At 53.7% G+C, this 19,343-nt stretch carries 18 protein-coding genes; 10 read left to right on the top strand and 8 right to left on the bottom strand.

Features of this window, described 5'->3' with window-relative positions; translation table 11 throughout:
- Positions 1 to 57: 57 nt before the first annotated feature.
- The 4 genes from EE896_RS19160 (at position 58) to rluF (ending at position 4,719) form a co-directional block, all read left to right on the top strand.
- Positions 58 to 948, top strand: a complete 891-nt coding sequence (locus tag EE896_RS19160; protein ID WP_003848148.1) for a MurR/RpiR family transcriptional regulator — start codon at positions 58 to 60, stop codon at positions 946 to 948.
- A 206-nt stretch (positions 949 to 1,154) separates the two neighbouring features.
- Positions 1,155 to 3,128, top strand: a complete 1,974-nt coding sequence (locus tag EE896_RS19155) for an autotransporter outer membrane beta-barrel domain-containing protein (protein ID WP_140915630.1) — start codon at positions 1,155 to 1,157, stop codon at positions 3,126 to 3,128.
- Between the two features lie 137 nt (positions 3,129 to 3,265).
- Entirely contained in the window at positions 3,266 to 3,736 is a 471-nt protein-coding gene (locus EE896_RS19150) for a GNAT family N-acetyltransferase (RefSeq protein ID WP_140915631.1), read from the top strand.
- 104 nt (positions 3,737 to 3,840) lie between these two features.
- Complete coding sequence (gene rluF / locus EE896_RS19145) at positions 3,841 to 4,719, top strand: 23S rRNA pseudouridine(2604) synthase RluF (RefSeq protein ID WP_003848152.1); 879 nt, start codon at positions 3,841 to 3,843, stop codon at positions 4,717 to 4,719.
- Positions 4,720 to 4,772: 53 nt separating this feature from the next.
- On the opposite strand, the gene EE896_RS19140 is transcribed toward rluF, so the two are convergent.
- Positions 4,773 to 5,831, bottom strand: coding sequence for an SDR family oxidoreductase (locus EE896_RS19140; RefSeq protein ID WP_140915632.1), 1,059 nt, complete (start codon positions 5,829 to 5,831; stop codon positions 4,773 to 4,775).
- 97 nt (positions 5,832 to 5,928) lie between these two features.
- Here EE896_RS19140 and EE896_RS19135 point away from each other — a divergent pair, with 97 nt between their 5' ends.
- Together EE896_RS19135 and EE896_RS19130 are read left to right on the top strand one after the other, a co-directional pair.
- Positions 5,929 to 6,831: a LysR family transcriptional regulator gene (locus EE896_RS19135; RefSeq protein WP_140915633.1), complete on the top strand. Its 903-nt coding sequence runs from the start codon at positions 5,929 to 5,931 to the stop codon at positions 6,829 to 6,831.
- A 226-nt stretch (positions 6,832 to 7,057) separates the two neighbouring features.
- The gene (locus tag EE896_RS19130) at positions 7,058 to 7,729 is read left to right on the top strand and encodes a hypothetical protein (RefSeq protein WP_140915634.1); all 672 of its coding nucleotides are present in this window, start codon (positions 7,058 to 7,060) and stop codon (positions 7,727 to 7,729) included.
- Positions 7,730 to 7,810: 81 nt separating this feature from the next.
- On the opposite strand, the gene EE896_RS19125 is transcribed toward EE896_RS19130, so the two are convergent.
- A complete protein-coding gene (locus EE896_RS19125) occupies positions 7,811 to 8,662 on the bottom strand; it encodes a Vmh family MBL fold metallo-hydrolase (protein WP_140915635.1) in 852 nt (283 codons plus the stop codon).
- A 146-nt stretch (positions 8,663 to 8,808) separates the two neighbouring features.
- Here EE896_RS19125 and EE896_RS19120 point away from each other — a divergent pair, with 146 nt between their 5' ends.
- Together EE896_RS19120 and EE896_RS19115 are read left to right on the top strand one after the other, a co-directional pair.
- Positions 8,809 to 9,705, top strand: coding sequence for a LysR family transcriptional regulator (locus EE896_RS19120; protein ID WP_003848163.1), 897 nt, complete (start codon positions 8,809 to 8,811; stop codon positions 9,703 to 9,705).
- A gap of 21 nt (positions 9,706 to 9,726) precedes the next feature.
- A complete protein-coding gene (locus EE896_RS19115) occupies positions 9,727 to 10,143 on the top strand; it encodes a bleomycin resistance protein (RefSeq protein ID WP_033761264.1) in 417 nt (138 codons plus the stop codon).
- A 91-nt stretch (positions 10,144 to 10,234) separates the two neighbouring features.
- On the opposite strand, the gene gabP is transcribed toward EE896_RS19115, so the two are convergent.
- Together gabP and gabT are read right to left on the bottom strand one after the other, a co-directional pair.
- Complete coding sequence (gene gabP, locus EE896_RS19110; RefSeq protein ID WP_003848167.1) at positions 10,235 to 11,650, bottom strand: GABA permease; 1,416 nt, start codon at positions 11,648 to 11,650, stop codon at positions 10,235 to 10,237.
- A gap of 76 nt (positions 11,651 to 11,726) precedes the next feature.
- Entirely contained in the window at positions 11,727 to 13,013 is a 1,287-nt protein-coding gene (gene gabT / locus EE896_RS19105; protein ID WP_140915636.1) for a 4-aminobutyrate--2-oxoglutarate transaminase, read from the bottom strand.
- Between the two features lie 110 nt (positions 13,014 to 13,123).
- Between gabT and pdxR the strand changes: the two genes are divergently transcribed.
- Both pdxR and EE896_RS19095 read left to right on the top strand, forming a co-directional pair.
- On the top strand, positions 13,124 to 14,614 hold the full coding sequence (gene pdxR, locus EE896_RS19100) for a MocR-like pyridoxine biosynthesis transcription factor PdxR (protein WP_181162234.1): 1,491 nt from the start codon (positions 13,124 to 13,126) through the stop codon (positions 14,612 to 14,614).
- A 94-nt stretch (positions 14,615 to 14,708) separates the two neighbouring features.
- Positions 14,709 to 16,085 carry a glycoside hydrolase family 10-like protein gene (locus tag EE896_RS19095; protein WP_008924572.1) on the top strand — a complete coding sequence of 459 codons (1,377 nt, stop codon included), beginning with the start codon at positions 14,709 to 14,711 and terminating at the stop codon, positions 16,083 to 16,085.
- A 1,024-nt stretch (positions 16,086 to 17,109) separates the two neighbouring features.
- Here EE896_RS19095 and EE896_RS19085 read toward each other — a convergent pair.
- The 4 genes from EE896_RS19085 to EE896_RS19070 form a co-directional block, all read right to left on the bottom strand.
- Complete coding sequence (locus EE896_RS19085; protein ID WP_008924574.1) at positions 17,110 to 17,427, bottom strand: hypothetical protein; 318 nt, start codon at positions 17,425 to 17,427, stop codon at positions 17,110 to 17,112.
- Positions 17,428 to 17,561: 134 nt separating this feature from the next.
- Positions 17,562 to 17,942, bottom strand: coding sequence for a SecDF P1 head subdomain-containing protein (locus EE896_RS19080; RefSeq protein WP_008924575.1), 381 nt, complete (start codon positions 17,940 to 17,942; stop codon positions 17,562 to 17,564).
- Positions 17,943 to 18,385: 443 nt separating this feature from the next.
- Positions 18,386 to 18,679, bottom strand: coding sequence for a hypothetical protein (locus EE896_RS19075; RefSeq protein ID WP_110411916.1), 294 nt, complete (start codon positions 18,677 to 18,679; stop codon positions 18,386 to 18,388).
- Positions 18,680 to 18,714: 35 nt separating this feature from the next.
- Positions 18,715 to 18,906: a hypothetical protein gene (locus EE896_RS19070; protein ID WP_008924576.1), complete on the bottom strand. Its 192-nt coding sequence runs from the start codon at positions 18,904 to 18,906 to the stop codon at positions 18,715 to 18,717.
- Between the last annotated feature and the right edge of the window lie 437 nt (positions 18,907 to 19,343).

Here is a 19,343-nt window from a genome sequence, read left to right as displayed (position 1 = left end):
CCTGGATCAGACCGGGAGTGAGCATTACAGATTTGTAAGGTCAGCAGCAGGAGCAGCATGAAACAGAACAGACCCGTTAAAAACAGAGTGGATGTGGTCGCTGAACGCCTTCGTGCCCGCGAAAAACAGCTTTCTCCGCGTCTGCTGGCCGTAGCGCGCTATATCGATCAACAGCGGGAAACGGTACTGGAGAGCACCGCGCTTGAGATCGCCGTAGCGAATCACACCTCTGATGCCACTGTGATCCGCGCTATTCAGGCTCTGGGTTTTAGCGGTCTGCGCGACCTCAAACAGACGCTTAAGGCCTGGTTTGGTCCCTCGCTGACTTCAGAAGATAAGATGATCACCACCGTCAGTGAGGTGACCAGCGATGTGAACAGCGCCATCGACTTTGTGCTGGATGGTCATCGTTATGCCTGTGAGGTGCTGTCGCAACCGCATAATCGGGTGGCGGTAGCGGATGCCGTCGCGCTGCTGGGCGAAGCGCGGGAAGTCGCTATCTTTGGCATTAATGCCTCGGGGATTCTTGCGGACTACAGCGTGCGGCTGCTAAACCGTATTGGTCTCCCCGCCTTCTCCCTGAATCGCGCCGGTATTGCACTGGCAGAACAAATGCTGGCGCTTCAGCGCGGCGATGTGCTGGTGATGATGGCCCAGCAGTCTGCACACCGCGAAGGCACGGCCGTGGTGCGAGAAGCAAAGCGGCTCGACATCCCGGTTATTCTGCTGACTAATGCCACCGACTCCTTTTTTGCGAGAGAAGCGGATGTAGTGATCAATGTGCCCCGTGGCGGTGAGAAGGGACGCATTCCCCTGCACGGCACGATTATGGTTTGCCTGGAGATGCTAATCCTGTCGGTGGCTTCCACGCTGCCGCAGCGCACGGTGAAAACTATGAAGCGTTTACAGGATCTCAATCGCGGGTTGAAACCCGTCAGCAAAAAGTAGTCATCACTACTGAGCCGAAGCGGTATGCCTTTCAGGTTAACCGGATTTTCCGGCTCATCTTTAAGCCAAATTTTTCGGCTTTGCGACCGCGATCGCGTCTTTTCTGCCGCCCATTTTCTGAGACGACTACGCTTACAGCTTGCTGCGCCAGTGGGTGCGGTTACGACGCTTTTTTTCTCAAAATTTTGATTTGTGCGGAGCTGCTGATGAAACCCCTTCACGCGCAATACCTTTTCTGCTGTGCGACCCTGAGCCTGTTGTCCCCTTTACCTGCTGCGGCATGGAGCGATCTCACCGTGTTTGGCGATAGCCTGAGTGATGGCGGCAACGTAGGCCGCTTTACCTACGATGGCGCGACTCATCCGCTTTATGACGAGATTCTGGCGCAGTCGCTGGGCGATACCCTGCGTCCCTCATCCCTGGGTGGTAACAACTATGCCGAGGGTGGCGCGGTTGCAGTGCCGGCGATCAATCCGCTGTTTAATACCCAGGATCAACTTGATAGCTATCTTGCGGCGCGTGGGGGACGGGCTGACCCGAACGGTCTCTACATTCACTGGATTGGTGGTAATGATCTGGCGGCGGCAGCCCTGGCGCCGCTGGCTGCACAGCAGATCGTGGATAACAGTGCCAGTGCAGCGGCCTCACAGGTCAGCCGGTTGCTGAATGCCGGGGCCGGAACGGTGATTGTGCCGACGGTGCCGAATGTTGGCGCAACGCCTGCTTTGTTGCAGGCGATATTGCAGGTACTTGGCCCGGCTGCGCAACCCGCGACGGCGGCGCTGTTTCAGTCGCTGAGCACCACCACCACGCCTGACCGGGCCGCAAGAGAGCAGGCGATTGAAACTGCGCTAAACGAGGCGGCGGGACAGGTCTCTTCGATTCCACTTATCCGGGATGCTCTTGCGCAACAGCTGATTGCTGCCTGGCAATTACTGAGTCAGGAGGCTGCGACACTGACCGATCGTTACAATCAGGCTGAAGAGCAGGGTCTGCTGACAGCACGCGGGAACATCGCGCGGGTGGATATCAATGGCCTGTTTAATGAGGTGATTGATAATCCGCGTCTGTATGGACTCAGCAATACGGCGGGCATGGCTTGCCCGCCAGGTGTCTCATCAATGGACTGCACCTCCTCGACGCCTGGATTTTCTCAGTCACAGCAATATCTGTTCGCCGACCGGCTGCATCCCAGCCCGGCAGTGCATGCGCTGATCGCCGATTATATTGAGTCGGTGCTGAATGCGCCGCTGCAGGTGGCGGCGCTAGCTCAGGCACCGTCGATGCTGGTGGGCGATGCGCATAACACGCTCGACGGTCATCTGCAGCAGCAGCGTCAGCAGCCCGCCAGCGCTGGCGAGTTTACTGTGTTCGGCGGTTATGCCGGGCAACAGCGAGATTTTCGCGGTGACAGCCTGCCTGATGGCGATGCCACCAGCGCCACTGGCACCGTAGGTGTGGGCTATCAGCTGACCGATCACTGGCAGGCCGGCGCGATGCTTTCCGCCACCTCGCAACGCCAGGATCCTTCGTCGCGCTTTGATTACCGTTTACGCGGCAATCTGGTGGCGCTCTGGAGTCAGTTCAATTATTTCGATGGCGGATGGATTAATGCGGATGCCCATTATGCCGATCTCAACTTTGATGATATTGAGCGTCAGATCAGGCTGGGACCCGCGACACGTACTGAAAAGGGCAGCAGTGATGGCAAAGTGCTGGGAATGCGGGTACAGACCGGCTGGGATTTGCCGCTGGGTCGCTATGTCTCCACCGGCCCGATGGCAAGCTATGCGCTGGATTACACCCAGGTCGATGGGTATAAAGAAGAGGGGAACAGCAGTACTTCTATGCGCTTTGGCGACCAGACACTGCATTCCCAAATCGGCTCCGTCGGCTGGCGTATCGACAGTAAGGATTTGTTAATCAATCCCTGGGCGCAGGTCAGCTATAACCACCAGTTTGGTGATACCGACTCTGCCGTCACCGCCGGACTGAAATCGACACGCACCGCCTTTACCCGCAACAGCGGCTCGCGTGACGATAACTGGATCGATATGGCGGTCGGGGCGAGTGTGCCGATTGGCGCATCGGTCAATGCCTTTGCGGGCGTCTCAGCAGTGGCAGGCAACAGCGACACGCATCAGGTGACATGGAACGTCGGACTTAACGCCCGCTTTTAACTGCTCTGCTTTAAACTCTGTCGTCTGTCATTACGCAAAGAGGTAATGGCTGACGACATCTGAACCTGTCAGGGATTGGAGATCCCCGCATCGCGGTGTGCTAACGTAACGGCTCTGTTCAGGAGCCGGAGGGCATCATGATTGTCAGACAGGCATCGCCCGAAGAGGCGCACACGTTATGGAATATCCGTAATCTGGCCATTCGTCACGGCTGTCAGCACGTTTATCCTCCCGATGTCCTTGCCGCCTGGACGCCGGACCGCATGCCCGCCAGCTTTCCTGCGATGATTCGCGTGAATCTCTTCTTCGTGATTGATGGTCCGGACGGCGTGCCGGTGGCGACAGGATCGCTTGATCTCGCTGCCGCCAGCGTCGAAGCCATTTTTACGCTGCCAGGCTTCGCCGGACAGGGAATGGCGGGCCGGATCATTGACACTATCAAAGCGGAGGCGCTGCAGCGTGGATATCGCCGCTTAACGCTTGAGTCGACGCCAAACGCCGTGAGCTTTTATGAGCAGCATGGTTTCCGGCCGCTGGGAGAAAGTCTTTATCCGTCAAAGCTGGCGGGCTGCGCGTTGCGTTGTATGGAGATGTCGATTGACCTGTAAATGCGGACCACGGCCAGGCGGGCAAAAAGTGGCAAAAGTTTCCCGTACAAAGGCTTCGCAAGCCCCCCACCGGTAAGGTATAGTCCGCGTTTTTTGGAGGAATCATGCTGACTGACTCATCAACTCGTCTCAATAAATACATCAGCGAGAGCGGCATCTGCTCTCGTCGTGACGCCGATCGTTATATCGAGCAGGGCAACGTTTTCATTAACGGCAAACGCGCCTCTGTGGGCGCGCAGGTATTTGCAGGCGATGTGGTGAAAGTGAATGGTCAGCTGATCGAGCCGCGCGACGAAGACGATTTGGTGCTGATTGCCCTGAACAAGCCCGTCGGGATCATCACCACGATGGAAGAAGGCGAGCGCGATAACATCAGCGACTTCGTCAATCACAGCAAGCGCGTCTTCCCGATTGGCCGACTCGATAAAGATTCTCAGGGCCTGATTTTCCTCACCAATCATGGCGATCTGGTCAACAAGATACTGCGGGCCGGTAACAATCACGAAAAAGAGTATGTCGTGACTGTCGACAAGCCGATCACCGATGAATTTATTGCCGGGATGAGCGCAGGCGTGCCGATGCTGGGCACGGTGACCAAAAAATGCAAAGTGAAAAAGGAAGCCCCGTTTGTCTTCCGCATTACCCTGGTTCAGGGGCTGAATCGCCAGATCCGTCGTATGTGTAAGCATTTCGGCTTTGAAGTGACGAAGCTTGAGCGTACCCGCATCATGAACGTCAATCTCAAAGGGTTACCGCTGGGTGAATGGCGCGATCTCACCGACGACGAACTCGTAGAGCTGTTTAAACTGCTGGAGAACTCCTCGTCAGAAGACAAACCGGCGAAGAAAGCCAAAGCCCCGGCGAAAGCTGCCGCCGCGAGTAAGCCACAGAAGCGTGCCGCTAAACCGGCTGAAAAAGCCGATGCGAATGGTGCTTCACGCAAGCGCTTTGTGCAGCCGGGACGTAAGAAGAAAGGGCGCTAAAATCTTCCTGAGGCAGAGAGCGATATTCCCGCTCTCTGCGCTTTACCGTTTTATCACGGAATCATTCGCGATGACCGGAAGTGGGCAAACAGATCGCAGAACATCTCATCCGTTGCACGATAACCGTTAAAACCTGCCCGACGCAGCTTGCTGCCGTCGCCAAACATGTCGTAATTCCAGCCAAAGACAAAATCAGCGAAAGTCCCGTCACTCAGCGCCAGAATATCGGCCTCGACGAGTGTGTTATCTGCAGCGATGTCTCGCCACAGCGTACGATAGTCCCTGAACATCTGGCGGAAAGAGAGTGAAACGGGCGGCGCGATATCCAGCGCAAACCATTCTGCAATGACAGGCCACAGCTCGCTCCAGCGCCAGAGATCGCCGTTGTTAATATTAAACGCCTGATTGCGTGCGTCAGCGTTGCGCGCTGCCCAGATCGTGGCGTCAGCCAGCAATGCCGCATCGGTAAAATCCACCATACTGTTCCAGGTTTCCAGCGAACCCGGGAAGCGTAAAGGCAGCTGAGCTGCACGACAGATTGAAGCATAGATTGCCAGACTCAGCGCCAGATTCATGACGTTGCCTGACCGGTCACTGCCGACCACGCCGGGCCGTGGTGCGCTCCAGTGCCAGGCTTTACCCTGCTGTTGTGCGCTCAGCCAGTTCAACTGAGCGGCGTTGAATTCGGCACCGGGCACGCCGGGATCGCTTTCCCGCGCCGGCGTCTTAAATCGTCCGAGATGGGCGCCATACACTTTGTATCCCTGCATCAGGCTGACATGCTCAAGCGGAGCGATATTTTCAAGGGTTTGCACCAGATTTTGCAGCATGGCGAGATTTGGACCGACCATCGACTCCCAGTCGGCGGCATTCAGCCATGCGCTGTAAAAGATATGGGTCACATCAGTCAGTGAGGCCAGCCGTTCATGGCTCTGCTCCACGTCGCGCAAATCCACCGCGATAACCTCGGTTCCGCTTATCGCCAGGTCTGACTGATGCGTCAGCGCGGTCACCTGCCATTGATCGGCCACCAGCGCCTGGCTGAGTTGCTGGCCGATAATCCCGCTGGCCCCTGCTACCAGCGCAACCTTTTTATCCTGCGTCATTTTCATGATCATTACCCTGTTAAGAGAGAAGCCGCATTCTCACCTGCGCGTTATTCTGATTAAATCCCCTGAACCGGATATCACTTATCAGGAAAATCAATAAATGCAGAACAAACTGACTGCGATTCAGACCTTCGTCCGTGTAGCGGAAGCGGGATCCTTCTCAGCGGCGGCACGGCAAAATGGCATGAAGCAGTCGGCGGTGAGCCAGCAGATCGCTGCACTTGAGGAGGCCTTGGGCGTAGTGCTGCTACACCGAACGACGAGAAAAATGGCGCTCACGGAGCAGGGTCAGCACTATCTGCAGCAGGTCAGGCAACTGCTCAGTGCGATGGAGGAACTTGAACAGCAATTGCGGCCTGGCACGCAGCCGCTTCACGGCAAACTGCATATTCAGCTGCCGAGCGGCATAGGGCACCGGTTGATGCCGCATCTGATCGCCTTTCAGCAGGCGCATCCTGCGCTGCATCTGAATATCGCGCTTGAGGATCGTCTTTCAGACCTCATTGCGGAGGGCGTTGATGTGGCGATCCGCCTTAGCGAGTCACCGCCTGCCACGCTGGCGGCCCGTTCACTGATCACGGTTGAAACCGTACTGGTGGCTTCCCCTGAGTGGATAGCGCAAAACGGTATGCCGGAAACGCCCGATGACTTACAGCGGCATCCTCACATACGTTTTAGCGGTATTTTGCCTGATGCGCCGCTGCAGCTGGTGTCCGGGATGACAAGTGTGTCTGTTCCCGTGAAAACCGTGTTTCGTTCTAACAACAGTGAGGCGTTAATGCAGGCCCTTGAGGCGGGACTGGGGATCGGCGGATTACAGCTGCTGATTGGCGCAGACGCGCTGGCCTCCGGCAGGCTGGTACGGGTTTTACCGGACTGGCGACTTCCTGACCGCTATCTTTATGCCGTTTTCCCGGACGCCCGTTTTATCCCTGATAAGGTTCGTAAGCTGGTGGCGGAAGTGAGTGAGCTGATACGTACAGCAGGCCAGAGCATCAGTTAACAGCATTAAGAAAAGGAATAAGTTCTGCCCTCAACCTAAGGATAGCCTGTCACCTGAGTGGGAAGGGGATAAGACATGAACGCATTATTCGTTGAGCCTTCCGGCTACCAGAAGCACCGGGCTCACATCATAGTGACGATCAGTTCAGACTGTTTCAGAACAACGACACTTTTCACCCTGATCAGGGCGTGGCAGGATAAGCGCAATCTATCAAGGAGTGTGCCTGATGTTACTGAAGGGTATGAACGATCCGCTGCTGAAAGCGTATCAGCACCCAAAATCGCGGATGATGATCAGCCGTTTCAGGGGACTGGCGGGAGATCGAAAACTCAGTGACTGGCAGGCATTCTGTATTCTGGTCACCGGCTTCACCAATTACTGGTTTGTACAGGCGGGTCACTTCACCATCAATGTTACTCTGACCAAAACCCGCCAGTTCGATTTCCTGCAGGATTTTCTGCATTTCACCGTCACGCTGGATGGATTGATTGGGGATGAACATTTTCGCACGCCTGACTTTGTGCTGCCGCATTACGATGTGCCGTATGAATTCTGTCGCTGGCGCAATAAGCGTGGCTATGACGCGTTAACTACCTATATCAGTAAACAGGGCGTGAAATCCCATAAAGGCATGTTTGTTGCCTCAGAAGGGATATCTCCGGATGAGAAGGTGATGAAATGGGAAGGGGTGGTGAACGTCTATGACAAAACCTTTTTCAGTATCGCTAACTTCAATACAACCCAGGCGTTCCTGATTAAGGACATCAGCCGGGCTATTCAGGAAGGATTACTGAAGCATCTGAGTTTTTACCGCGATCTGTTTCACTATATCTTCCCGACTCCGGCGGAAGCGCGGTTGCAGGCGCGTGATGACAGGCGCTATCTCACAAAGAAATAGCGCCTGGACCTCTCTGCTTTATTCCAGGGCGTTAACCGCTAAACGGCTGCGCACGCTGCGGTTAACTGACCCGTTACAGATTTACCACTTCATTTCGCCAGTATTCACTTTAGCGCTGAGTTCCAGTGATGCCGGCTCAGCCAGTTTCGGCCAGGCCGTATTCATGGCGGCAATCACGCCAGCTGAGGTTTTGTGCTGTGACAATGCCGTTTCAAAACTCTTCAGGTAATTCAGTGTGAAATCCACAGCCTGGGAACCCTCAGGACGTGCCCCGAGGTAGTGACCAGGAATGACATTCGTTGCGTTCAGCGTCTTCATTTCTGTCAGGATATGACGCCATTCTGCACGGCTCTTAACGGTCTGGGTGTCAGCGGTCCAGACATGAATACCGGAAGCAAGGCCCGTACCGCCCAGAATGGTGCGCACAGAAGGGATCCATACGTAGGCAGCGTACTGCTCAGGATGACGCAGTTCCAGCACCTCGCCGTCGACGCTAAAGCGTGTCTGTTGAGTCACTTCAGGAACAAACACTTTATCCGGCGCGCCCTGCTTCATCTGAGGACCCCAGTATTTCAGTTTGGCATCATGCGTCTGCTGGATATGCTTCACGACCGCAGGCGCGGCAACCACTTTCACATCCGGCCAGGCCTTAACAATCGGTTCCAGACCAAAGTAAAAATCAGGATCGCCAGAGGTGATCACCACTTCCTTCAGCTTTTTACCGCTCTTTTTAATCATCTCCACCAGTTTCTCACCGTCCTGGGTGCTGAACTGTGCATCAAAAAGAATTGCTTCGGTTGGCCCGGAAACCAGTGTGGAAGAGACAGGGAAAATGCCTTTCTCCTGCGGATTATAGGTTTCCAGTTGCAGAGTGGCGGCGCTAGCGGAAGCCGAAGCCAGAATTAACATCACAGGTAACAGTGTGGTTTTCATTGTGAATCCTCAGAAGTAAAGGCCCGCTTCAGGCATCTGCATCGGGCGTTGTTCAGTGTCGATGGCGCTATTCTACGCCTCTCGCCATCTGATAGAATTCCCGCAATCAGAGATGCTGAGTTTCATAATCCGGGCAGGTGAACGAGATGGACAGAGTGACGGCAGCCGCTGTTTTCAACCGAATCTGTGAACTGGGTAGCCTGAGTGCCGCCTCACGTGCGCTGGGGATCTCTCGTCCGATGGTCAGCCGATATCTGGAGGAGATGGAAAGGTGGGCGGGAACACGTCTGCTGCATCGCTCTTCGCGTCGGCTGACCCTGACGCCTGCCGGTGAGGCGACCCTGCAAAAGACCCGTCAGTTGGCCCTGCTCTCAGAAGCGATCCAGCAGGAGACCACGCAGGGCGTGCCGGCGGGAACGCTTCGCATCGCCTGCGCCCACTTCACGGCGCTGCATCTTGTCGGGCCGGTGATCCCTGACTTTCTGGCACGCTATCCTGCACTGCGCATTGAGCTGGACATTAATAATCAGCCCGTGAGTCTGATCAGTGAGCGTATCGATCTCGCGATTCGTATTACGGATGCGCCAGAGCCGGGCGCTATCGCGCGCCGCCTCGGGGAATGTCGCTCTGTGCTCTGCGCCTCACCGGAATATCTGCAGAAGCATGGCATACCGCAAACCCCGGATGATCTGACGCGGCATAACTGTCTTTACTACAGCCAGTTCGCCGGACAAAGCTGGCATTTCACGGCGGCGGATGGAGAGAAAATCACAGCTGCTGTTAAGGGGAACTTCAGTGCTGGCATCTCACTATTGTTGTGTGATGCAGCCATTGCACATTGTGGGATAGCAATGGTACCTGAGCAGGAAGCCCGGCGTGCACTGGAAGCGGGTAAGCTGGTGAACTTACTGCCCGATTATGAGCCCCGACGCATTGGCATCTGGGGACTGTATCTCTCGCGCGAGCATCAGTCTGCCGCCCTGCGGCTGATGCTGGATGAACTGCAAAGGAGTCTTGGGGATGAGAATGAACAGCGATCATAACAGACAAAAACGGATGCCTTTATGAGTGATAACAATCTGTACTGGAATCGCATGGTGCCAGAACTCACCGTCACTGACTTCGCCGCTTCGATGCACTTTTACACTGTGGTGCTGGGCTTTGAGGTAAGGATTCAGCGTCAGCAGCCCGACTTCGCATACCTTTGCTATGGAGAAGCACAATTGATGATTGAGCAGTTCCATCCGCAGGGCTGGAACACCGCCGGGCTGCACTGGCCGCTTGGCCGGGGCATTAATTTCCAGATCGAGGTGGACGACATTGACGCTGTATTAACGCGTTTGCAGCAGCATGCCGTGCCACTGTTTCGTGAGATGCGGGATAACCATTATGACACTGGCGAGACGATTGCCTGTCAGAGGGAGTTTTTGGTACAGGATCCGGATGGGTATCTGCTGCGCTTCAGCCAGTATCTGGAATAAGCTTTCAAATTTTATTCTGCATATAAAAGCAGAAATGCCCACCTTTGCTGTGAAAGGTGGGCATCATTTACTGTTAAAGAATTACCAGAAATTATGAGGGGTCGGAAGAACGCTGAGTAAAGTATTTCGTTCGCTGGCGAACCTCTTTTTTACGACGCAGAACCAGGCTGGTGGCGATAATCACCAGCGTTAACCCGCCGGTTGCCAGAAGCTCAGACTGATGTTTCGGATCACACAACATAATAATCAGCACTGTCACAATAAAGAGAATAGTGACCCAGGTCAGGCCCGGGAATAGCCACATGCGGTAGCTCAGGACCTCTCCCGCTTTCTCACGCTTTTTGCGTAACACCAGATGTGACGCGGCAATCACCAGATAGACCAGCAGTGCAATCGCGCCTGATGTCGCCAGCAAAAATTCAAACACGGCGCTGGGCGCCAGATAATTCGCGATGACCGCCAGAAACGCAGCCGCCGTAGAGAGCAGTACGGCAACCCAGGGTGTGCCACTGCGATTGGTGCGTGAAGCAGCGGCAGGCGCATCTTTACGGCGTGACAGCGAGTAAAGCATACGTGAAGAGGTATAGAGTGCGGAGTTGAGACAGCTGCACACCGCCATCAGCACCACCAGATCGACAATCAATCGTGCGTGCGGAATGTTCATCGCCTGTAATGCCGTCTGCCATGAACCCTGTTCAACCAGTCCTGGCGTGTTCCACGGTACCAGCGCCACCACAAAGAAAATGGAGAGCAGGTAGAACAGCGCGATACGCCAGATAACCGAATTGGTTGCCTGGGTGATCTGCTTGCCAGGATTCTTCGACTCGGCAGCCGCTATCGTGACAATTTCTGTGCCCATAAATGAGAACATGGTGGTCAGAATGGCCGCGACAACGGCGCCGATACCATTCGGCATAAAACCATGTGTGTCATAAAGATGCGACAGGCCACTGGTGTTACTGTCCGGCAGCAAACCAAATACTGCCGCACCCGCCACGCCCAGGAACAGGATGATGGCAACGACCTTGATCAGGGCAAACCAGAATTCGAACTCGCCATAATTTTTCACGCTGAGCAGGTTGGTGATGGTTAGCAGTAATGTAATGGCGAAAGTGAACTGCCAGATGGCGATATCGGGGAACCAGGCATGCAGAATGGTGCCTGCCGCATTGGCCTCCAGCGGAATTACCAGCACCCAGAACCACCAGTAAAGCCAGCCGATGGTAAAACCGGCCCAGCGTCCGAGAGCTTTATCTGCATAGGTTGAGAACGAGCCGGAGTCGGGCGAGGCAACAGCCATCTCAGCCAGCATTCGCATGATCAATACGACCAGGGCACCCGCCGCTGCGTAAGAGATCAGGACCGCCGGGCCCGCTTCAGAAATTGCGTGGCCGGAGCCAACAAACAGTCCTGCGCCAATCACACCAGCAATTGAGAGCATACGCACGTGGCGCGGTTTCAGGTTTTGGGCGAGCGAATCTTCATTCGCATTCTGAGTCATCGTCATGTAAACGTCTCCAGACGGCGTCCGGCCTGTGAGACCGGACGAACGGGGATAAACTTGCGTTAACGCGCCAGCGAAATCAGGCTGGGACGACGGGATGTCCGGCAGATGCGACACAGTGATTGATCACCGTGGAGAGAATGGTCAGCGCCTGGCTGAACTGGGCATCCGGAATGGTGAGCGGGTAAAGGAAGCGGATGACATTGCCTTTGGCTCCACAGGTCAGCAGCAGCAGGCCCTGTTCCATTGCCATCTTCTGAACGGCCTGCGCGGTGCTGGCCTGATAAAACTCCATGGCTACCATCGAACCCAGCGCACGCACGTCAGCAATATCCGGATGCTTGCGCTGGTGCTCCTGCAGCTCAGCTTCAAGCCGGGCACCGAGTTCAACGGCACGCTGACAGAGCTGCTCCTCTTCAATCACATCCAGAACCGCGTGCGCTGAAGCGATAGCCAGCGGGTTTCCGGCATAGGTTCCGCCCAGCCCACCAGGCGCAGGCGCATCCATGACTTCTGCACGACCTGCGATGGCAGAGAGCGGCATCCCGCCAGCCAGGCTTTTGGCCATCGTGATGATATCGGCCTTCACCGGATAGTGTTCCATGGCAAATAGCTTGCCGGTGCGGGCAAATCCGCTCTGCACTTCATCTGCAATCAGCAGAATGCCGTGACGGTCAGCCAGTTCGCGCAGCTGCACCATAAACTCTGCCGGTGCCGCATGGAAACCACCTTCGCCCTGTACCGGCTCCAGCACGATTGCGGCGACGTCATGCGGTGCAATGTCCTGAGAGAAAATTTCGTCGAGGCTGGTCAGCGCGGCCTCAATGCTGATTCCCTGAACCGCGCTGGGATAGCGTGCATGAAACACCGACGGCGGCATCGGGCCGAAATCGCGTTTATAAGGCGCCACTTTCCCGGTCATCGCCATGGTCATAAAGGTACGGCCATGGAACGCGTTACCAAAGGTGATGATGCCGTGACGGCGGGTAAAGGCACGCGCCACTTTCACCGCATTTTCTACGGCTTCCGCGCCGGTTGTGAAGAAGGCGGTTTTCGCCGGCCCAGCGATTGGCACCCGCTGATTAATGCGCTCGGCAAGTGCGATGTAACTTTCATAAGGCGTGATCTGGAAGGCCGTATGAGTAAACTTTGTTAACTGTTCGGCAATCGCCTGTTCAATGCGTGGATGGCGGTGGCCGGTGTTCAGCACTGCGATGCCGCCCGCAAAGTCGATCCAGCTGTTACCGTCCTGATCCCATAAGGTGGCGTTCTCTGCCCGGGCAACGTACCAGTCGCATAGCGTACCGATACCTTTGGGAAGAGCCTGTGCTTTGCGCTGCTGCATCAGGTTATTTTTTTCGCTCATTTATTCCACCTCGTTAATATGCGTGTTTACAATTCCCGACAAACACGTTTATTTATGCCTGAGGCGCGGTGAGTTGCCAGAGCCAATTGTGAGAGGAAAGGTGGAGCCAATTGCGACTGTTGTACGCAGATCATCTATTAGCACGGTTACAGTTTCTAAGAACGGGCTCATTACATCAGCGGCTGCTGAATTGTATGCAGGCCGCGATCATAGAAGAGGTATTCCCGCGCGGAAGCCGCTTGCCGCCAACACGCGATCTGGCGCGGGAACTGGGTGTGTCGCGAAATACCGTTATGCATGTCTATGAGAGCCTGATGGCGCAGGGTTATGTCACGGCGCGAACCGGCAGCGGCACCTGGATTGCCGAGACGCTGCCGGAAAACTGTCTGCAGAGCGATGCGATTGCCGATCTTCAGGCTGTGAAGGCGCAACGACCGGCGACGTTGTCAAAGCGGGGTGCCACGCTACTCGGTCATGCAACCGCATCACCGTATCAATGGGGCGCATTTGTTCCTGGCGCACCGGATGTCACTGAATTCCCCCACAAGCTATTCAGTCAGATTCAGGCGCGACTGAACCGCGAACCTGACGTTCACCGTCTGGTTTACAGCAGCGGCGGTGGCTGTCCCGATTTGCGCCATGCGCTGGTGGATTATCTGAGGGTTGCACGATCAGTGCGAGCCGATGCTGATCAGATTCTGATTACGGAAGGCGTTCATCAGGCGGTTGATCTGGTGACGCGGGTGCTCTGCGATCCGGGCGATCGGGTCTGGATGGAGGAGCCGGGCTACTGGGGAACACGGAATCTGTTGCGTATGAATGGCCTGAAAATTCGCGCGATGCCCGTGGACGAGCAGGGCCTGGTGCCGGACAGCGGGCCGCCACCCAAAATGGTGTTTGTGACCCCGTCGCACCAGTATCCACTGGGCGTTCATCTCAGTCTGGCCCGTCGTCAGGCATTGCTCTCTCTGGCACGCCGTCATCAGAGCTGGATTGTTGAAGATGATTACGACAGTGAATTTCGATTTTCGGGACAGCCACACCCTTCACTGCAGGGTCTGGAAGCAGATGCACCGGTTATTTACATGGGTACGTTCAGCAAAACGCTCTATCCCGCGCTGCGTATCGGCTATCTGGTGGTGCCGAAACCGCTGGCGCAGCCATTGCGCATTGCGGCGGCGGAGCTCTATCGCGGTGGGCATCTGTTGATTCAGCGGGCGCTGGCGGAGTTTATCCGGCTGGGTCATTACATGGAGCATATCCGCCGCATGCGGCTGCTTTATCGTCAGCGCCGACAGTTCCTCTGCCGGCTTATCGAGCGCTATCTGGGGCCTGCTTTTTTACCGGCATTCAACCATGAAGCAGGTTTGCATCTGGTGATGCCGCTGCCAGCCGGTGCTGATGACGTGGCGATAGCCGCAGAGGCACTTAAGCGCGGGGTCAAGGTGAGGCCGCTTTCGCAATATTATATGCACCCACAGGAGGAGCGTGGATTGCTGCTGGGCTACGCCTGTGTTAATGAGCGGCAGTGTCAGGATGCGTTTGGCACCCTTAAAGCCTGTCTGGCGTCTGCCGGTATTGAATTCACTCCACAGCGCTAGCGGGTTCAGGGCCTGATTTTAATGGCGGCGATTTTACCGTTGCCGCTGTGCTAACGCATTGACATTTAATCAGACTCACCGAGAATACATCTCTTTGCGTCCCGACCAGACAATACTGGAGTTCATCATCGTCTTTAATCTCTTTTCTGCACAGGCCAGAACCGCTGTTAAGCGAGGCGCCGCGCTCGCTGCGGCGTTGTTGCTGGTCAGTTGCGCATCTGAGCCGCCGAAATCGCTGGTGACGCCTTTTCCGCCCGTAACAAAACAGCCGCTACCTGCAGGCAAGCCAGACCGTCCTGAGGTGCATGAACCGGTACGGGGCGTCTGGTTAGCCACGGTATCGCGTCTTGACTGGCCACCGGTAGCGTCGGTGAATGGCAGCCGTCCGGCGGCAGAGCGTATTCGCCTGCAGCAGCAATCACTGACCGACAAGCTGGATAAGCTGAAAAGCCTGGGGATTAACACGGTCTTTTTCCAGGTCAAGCCCGATGCTACCGCGCTCTGGCCCTCAAAAATCCTGCCCTGGTCCGATATGCTGACCGGCAAAATCGGTGACGATCCTGGCTATGATCCGCTGCAGTTTATGCTGGATGAGGCACATAAGCGCGGTATCAAAGTCCATGCCTGGTTCAACCCTTACCGGGTATCGGTGAACACTAAACCCTCTACCGTGAGCGAACTGAACCGCACACTGTCACTTAATCCGGCCAGTGTTTTTGTATTGCATCGCGACTGGATCCGCACCGCTGGCGATCGCTATGTGCTCGATCCGGGTATTCCTGAGGTGCGTGACTGGATTACCAGCATTGTGGCCGAGGTTGTCGCGCGCTATCCCATCGACGGTGTGCAGTTCGATGACTACTTCTATTCCGAATCTGCGGGTTCGCTGCTCAATGATAATCAGACCTTCAGCCGTTATGGCCAGGGTTTTGCCAGCAAAGCAGACTGGCGGCGTCACAATACGCAGCAGCTGATTGAGCAGGTATCTCGCACCATTAAGCAGCTGAAGCCGGAGGTTGAGTTTGGTGTCAGCCCGGCGGGCGTCTGGCGCAATCTTTCACACGATCCCGCCGGTTCCGATACCCGCGGCGCGGCGGCTTATGACGAAGCCTTTGCGGATACCCGCCGCTGGGTTCAGCAGGGTTTGCTGGATTACATTGCGCCCCAGCTGTACTGGCCATTTTCCCGTCAGGCTGCCCGTTACGACGTGCTGGCAAACTGGTGGGCAGAGGTGGTGAAACCCACTAAAACCCGGCTCTATATTGGTCTGGCGCTCTACAAAGTGGGGGAACCTTCAAAAATTGAGCCTGACTGGACGCTTCAGGGTGGTGTGCCAGAGCTGAAAAAACAGCTCAATCTCAATGAATCGAACCCAAATATCAACGGCACCATTCTGTTCAGAGAGAACTATCTGAATCAGCCACAGACTCAGCAGGCGGTGAGCTATCTTAAAAGCCGCTGGGGAGGCTGAAAAAGGCCACATCAGCATGACCAGTGCGGTTATGTTTTTCCCTGTGACTTACTGCTATTCCTGCGCTATATAACAGTTTCTATTCCATCTGTTTTCTTTCGATTCCCGGCTATTCCGTATATTCACGTGACAGCTGGCGAATCGCATAAAAAACAGGTAATTGATGAGTTTTTGTATTCCGCAGTATTCCAGGTGTTTCTCTTCACTTACTCTTTTTACGTGTACATAATGATGTACATAATTCCCAACCTCCAAAGAATCTATAGCACTCTCAGATGCTGCCCTGAGTTCAATGCCGGGCAAGGAATATGAAAAAGTTCAGGTGAAAACGGATCGCGACGGATTATCTGTCCGGATATCACGTAAAGGCCGAATGATGATTCAATACCGTTATCTCTGGAATGGGCAGGATGAACGTGTCGATATCGGCACCTATGCCCATCGAATACGTGATCAGTTCGTGGCGGGAAAATAGGTCGTCGAAAACAAGAGTGATTATCAGCAGGCATTGCGATCATTTGAACTGCACCTTTTTCCACAACCATGCTGTGTTCCCCATGAGAATGCGCCAGTCAGTATGTGGTCAGACGTACTGGAACTTAAATGATCTGCGCCGCACTGACTTGTTATGGTGGATACGAGTTACGGTAAGGGTGACTCTCGATGCGGGCGCAATCTTCGTGATAGTGCAGGATGTCGCAGGTGCGAAACGTCAGACGGCTGCGGCGTACCGGTACCGGGAATATCTGAACCCGTCTTCAGATAATAAAAAACCCCGCAGGGCGGGATTCATTGTTTATCTTTATCGCGATTATCCTGCTCCTGCTTCCATTCAAGGCCGCACTTTCTGCAGGACCATTTCCGATCCGGCTCTTTTTGGAGGCCCGGATAGTTGCAGAAAGGACATGTTCTCGGTTTGTAGGCTATTTTCATTACTCCTTCTGTTATACAGAGTCTGGTTTTCCAGGGAAGTTCATCTTCTGATAACCCCGAAAATTTAGCCGCGCAGACGTTAAAAAGTGTCTCAGTGAGCAGCCTTTGATGATTTACCTGTTTCGTAATTTCGTCTTTTTCCAATCATCCTAATGTAGAAGTCATAAAGCTCTTTGCGCATGTGCTGCTTCATTTCATCAGGTAATGGCTCCTGCGACTTCTTCCACTCATCCAGTTCTGGCTTACAGGTAACATAGGCCTCATCAACGATTTCTTTTGGCGGAACTTCCGACTTAATGAATGGGATAGTGTGTTCATTCAGGCATTTTACTTCTGGCGTTTCGAACGACCGGTCATCCGCTATTACCATCATGGAAAGTAACATTCCGGATAAGAAAAGCCATCTCACCGTTTTTCTCCTTTGATAGATTGTGCAAGTGCCACCCGGATACTACAGCCCAACACTCGTGTAATACTTGCTACACGTCTGAATCTAAGTTAATCCTGTCGCGTTCGTCTATACTTCATTCCCCTACATTTCCACTAATTACGCTTAACCCCATAGTCATAAAGAAGCTGCATCAGAACTATGCGCGGCATCTCTTTACTGGATATTCTGAAAGTATTCCTGAGTACAGAGACAATAGTAGCGCTGGAAAGCAGATTGCCTTTGTAATAAATAGACAACTTCTTACCAATGTTCTGCTTTGTGTTGACAAAGAGTTTTTTTCCACACTCATTTCTTAGTGTGAAATCAACATTTTCAGAATCAACCTCATCATTCGGCACGTAACTTATTGATTTTATACATCCTGGTGAGTATGTTTCCTTTGTACCATTTACTTCAAATATAAAACTACCGGGCCCGGCGACAGAGGCAAAAGGAGAGAGCAGGGCAGCGAGAAAAAGCGCGGATTTAAGCATGCAATATCCCCATTCGTAGCATTAAAAAATCATTATAAAAACCATGAAGCTTAATGTGCACCTGCCATGCATTCTGGCTGATATCAGGTAGCAAAAAGTCCGGCTCATCTGTCAGCTGAATCAGTCATAACCGGTCTTATTCCGACCGCGCCCTTGCCTGTTAAAAATGTCCATCATTTCCGCCACCATGAGTGTGACCAGTATCAGGCCTGATGTCGTTTAAATACCTGTCCGTGCCCGCGATTAAAAAGCTGCTGCAGGTCTTACGCTCAGGCCACCACAGGCTCCGAGTTGTGCGATTTTGCCAGCCAGAATTTAACCAGAAAAGGAGTTCGGACGGGGGCAGCAAACGTTTTTCTTTCTTATGAGACTAAGCAGTTTACATTGGTATGAACGATTGGTCCGGTACCATTGAGGACATAATGGTACCGGCAGAGGCTTTATTAAGAAACAAATGCTGATGCATCTATACTTAGTGTGTAAATATCAGCAGGTATGACCTGCTCCCCGTTGATTGAAGACGTCTGCATGGCCTCAGACAAAGATGACCTGTATAAATCAAGAAGATCTTGAGTTCGGGTTGATTTAGCCTTGAGATCTTCCTCATTAAACATAGATAAGTAGCCAAGGCATTTACCTGAAGCACCAACTTTATCAGTGCTTTTTTCTGCACCAATAACAGTCAAAGAAGTAATCATCATTGAAATAAAAGTTAAAGCTGGCGTTAATCTTTTCATTACTTAAAATCCATTTAGATTAATTGGTGCTTCTATCATGCGCGTGGAAGACTTGGCCACTTCTTGTAAGCTAAAACGTAGAGCATGATGAAATGGATACCTGGGAAGGAAAGCAACAGCGCCATCTTCCATCCGAAACCAGCTTTCTGAGCCATGCGGAAGCATGGGATAAACATCAGAAACCAGATGATCAATGATAGGGCTGCGAGAGGGTTTGGTTTTTCCATTGAGCGTTCTCCTTGAGTTACATACTTATGGTATCGACTGCCGGCCTAATCATTCACTGGGAATGAACACCGCTTATTGCTTGCGCAGCAAATCAATCTGAGCAAGCAGGCGCTATAATGTGTGAATGTTTTTGTGAAGCAGGTATTGCTTTTCAACATCCTAGTCAGGGCATGTAGCAAGATCGGCATTGCACAGTTTTATGACAAAGTGAATTGCAGCTATTTCGTCCCGGCGGCAGTTTTCAGCTATTAAACGGAGTTGAGCATCACTAAGTGTTCAATGTGGCGTTTCAGCCCAGGCTTTTTAAAAGTGCCGGTAAATAGTATCAACTGACATGATCATCATTCACAAGAGTCACTCAGGCATGTTATTGATTATCGGCACACTGGCTGCAAACTTTAACTTTTCTTTTGCATATTCACTCTTTCAGCATAAT

Source organism: Pantoea eucalypti (genome assembly GCF_009646115.1).
Taxonomy (GTDB): Bacteria; Pseudomonadota; Gammaproteobacteria; order Enterobacterales; family Enterobacteriaceae; genus Pantoea; species Pantoea eucalypti.
This window is presented reverse-complemented; position numbering and strand designations above follow the sequence as displayed.

Excerpts from the sequence above, each read along its gene's own strand:
- EE896_RS19160 (WP_003848148.1), top strand. The coding sequence starts at position 58 with ATGAAACAGAACAGACCCGTTAAAAACAGAGTGGATGTGGTCGCTGAA.
- EE896_RS19155 (WP_140915630.1), top strand. The coding sequence starts at position 1,155 with ATGAAACCCCTTCACGCGCAATACCTTTTCTGCTGTGCGACCCTGAGC.
- EE896_RS19150 (WP_140915631.1), top strand. The coding sequence starts at position 3,266 with ATGATTGTCAGACAGGCATCGCCCGAAGAGGCGCACACGTTATGGAAT.
- rluF (WP_003848152.1), top strand. The coding sequence starts at position 3,841 with ATGCTGACTGACTCATCAACTCGTCTCAATAAATACATCAGCGAGAGC.
- EE896_RS19140 (WP_140915632.1), bottom strand. The coding sequence starts at position 5,831 with ATGAAAATGACGCAGGATAAAAAGGTTGCGCTGGTAGCAGGGGCCAGC.
- EE896_RS19135 (WP_140915633.1), top strand. The coding sequence starts at position 5,929 with ATGCAGAACAAACTGACTGCGATTCAGACCTTCGTCCGTGTAGCGGAA.
- EE896_RS19130 (WP_140915634.1), top strand. The coding sequence starts at position 7,058 with ATGTTACTGAAGGGTATGAACGATCCGCTGCTGAAAGCGTATCAGCAC.
- EE896_RS19125 (WP_140915635.1), bottom strand. The coding sequence starts at position 8,662 with ATGAAAACCACACTGTTACCTGTGATGTTAATTCTGGCTTCGGCTTCC.
- EE896_RS19120 (WP_003848163.1), top strand. The coding sequence starts at position 8,809 with ATGGACAGAGTGACGGCAGCCGCTGTTTTCAACCGAATCTGTGAACTG.
- EE896_RS19115 (WP_033761264.1), top strand. The coding sequence starts at position 9,727 with ATGAGTGATAACAATCTGTACTGGAATCGCATGGTGCCAGAACTCACC.
- gabP (WP_003848167.1), bottom strand. The coding sequence starts at position 11,650 with ATGACGATGACTCAGAATGCGAATGAAGATTCGCTCGCCCAAAACCTG.
- gabT (WP_140915636.1), bottom strand. The coding sequence starts at position 13,013 with ATGAGCGAAAAAAATAACCTGATGCAGCAGCGCAAAGCACAGGCTCTT.
- EE896_RS19080 (WP_008924575.1), bottom strand. The coding sequence starts at position 17,942 with ATGCTTAAATCCGCGCTTTTTCTCGCTGCCCTGCTCTCTCCTTTTGCC.
- EE896_RS19075 (WP_110411916.1), bottom strand. The coding sequence starts at position 18,679 with ATGAAAAGATTAACGCCAGCTTTAACTTTTATTTCAATGATGATTACT.
- EE896_RS19070 (WP_008924576.1), bottom strand. The coding sequence starts at position 18,906 with ATGGAAAAACCAAACCCTCTCGCAGCCCTATCATTGATCATCTGGTTT.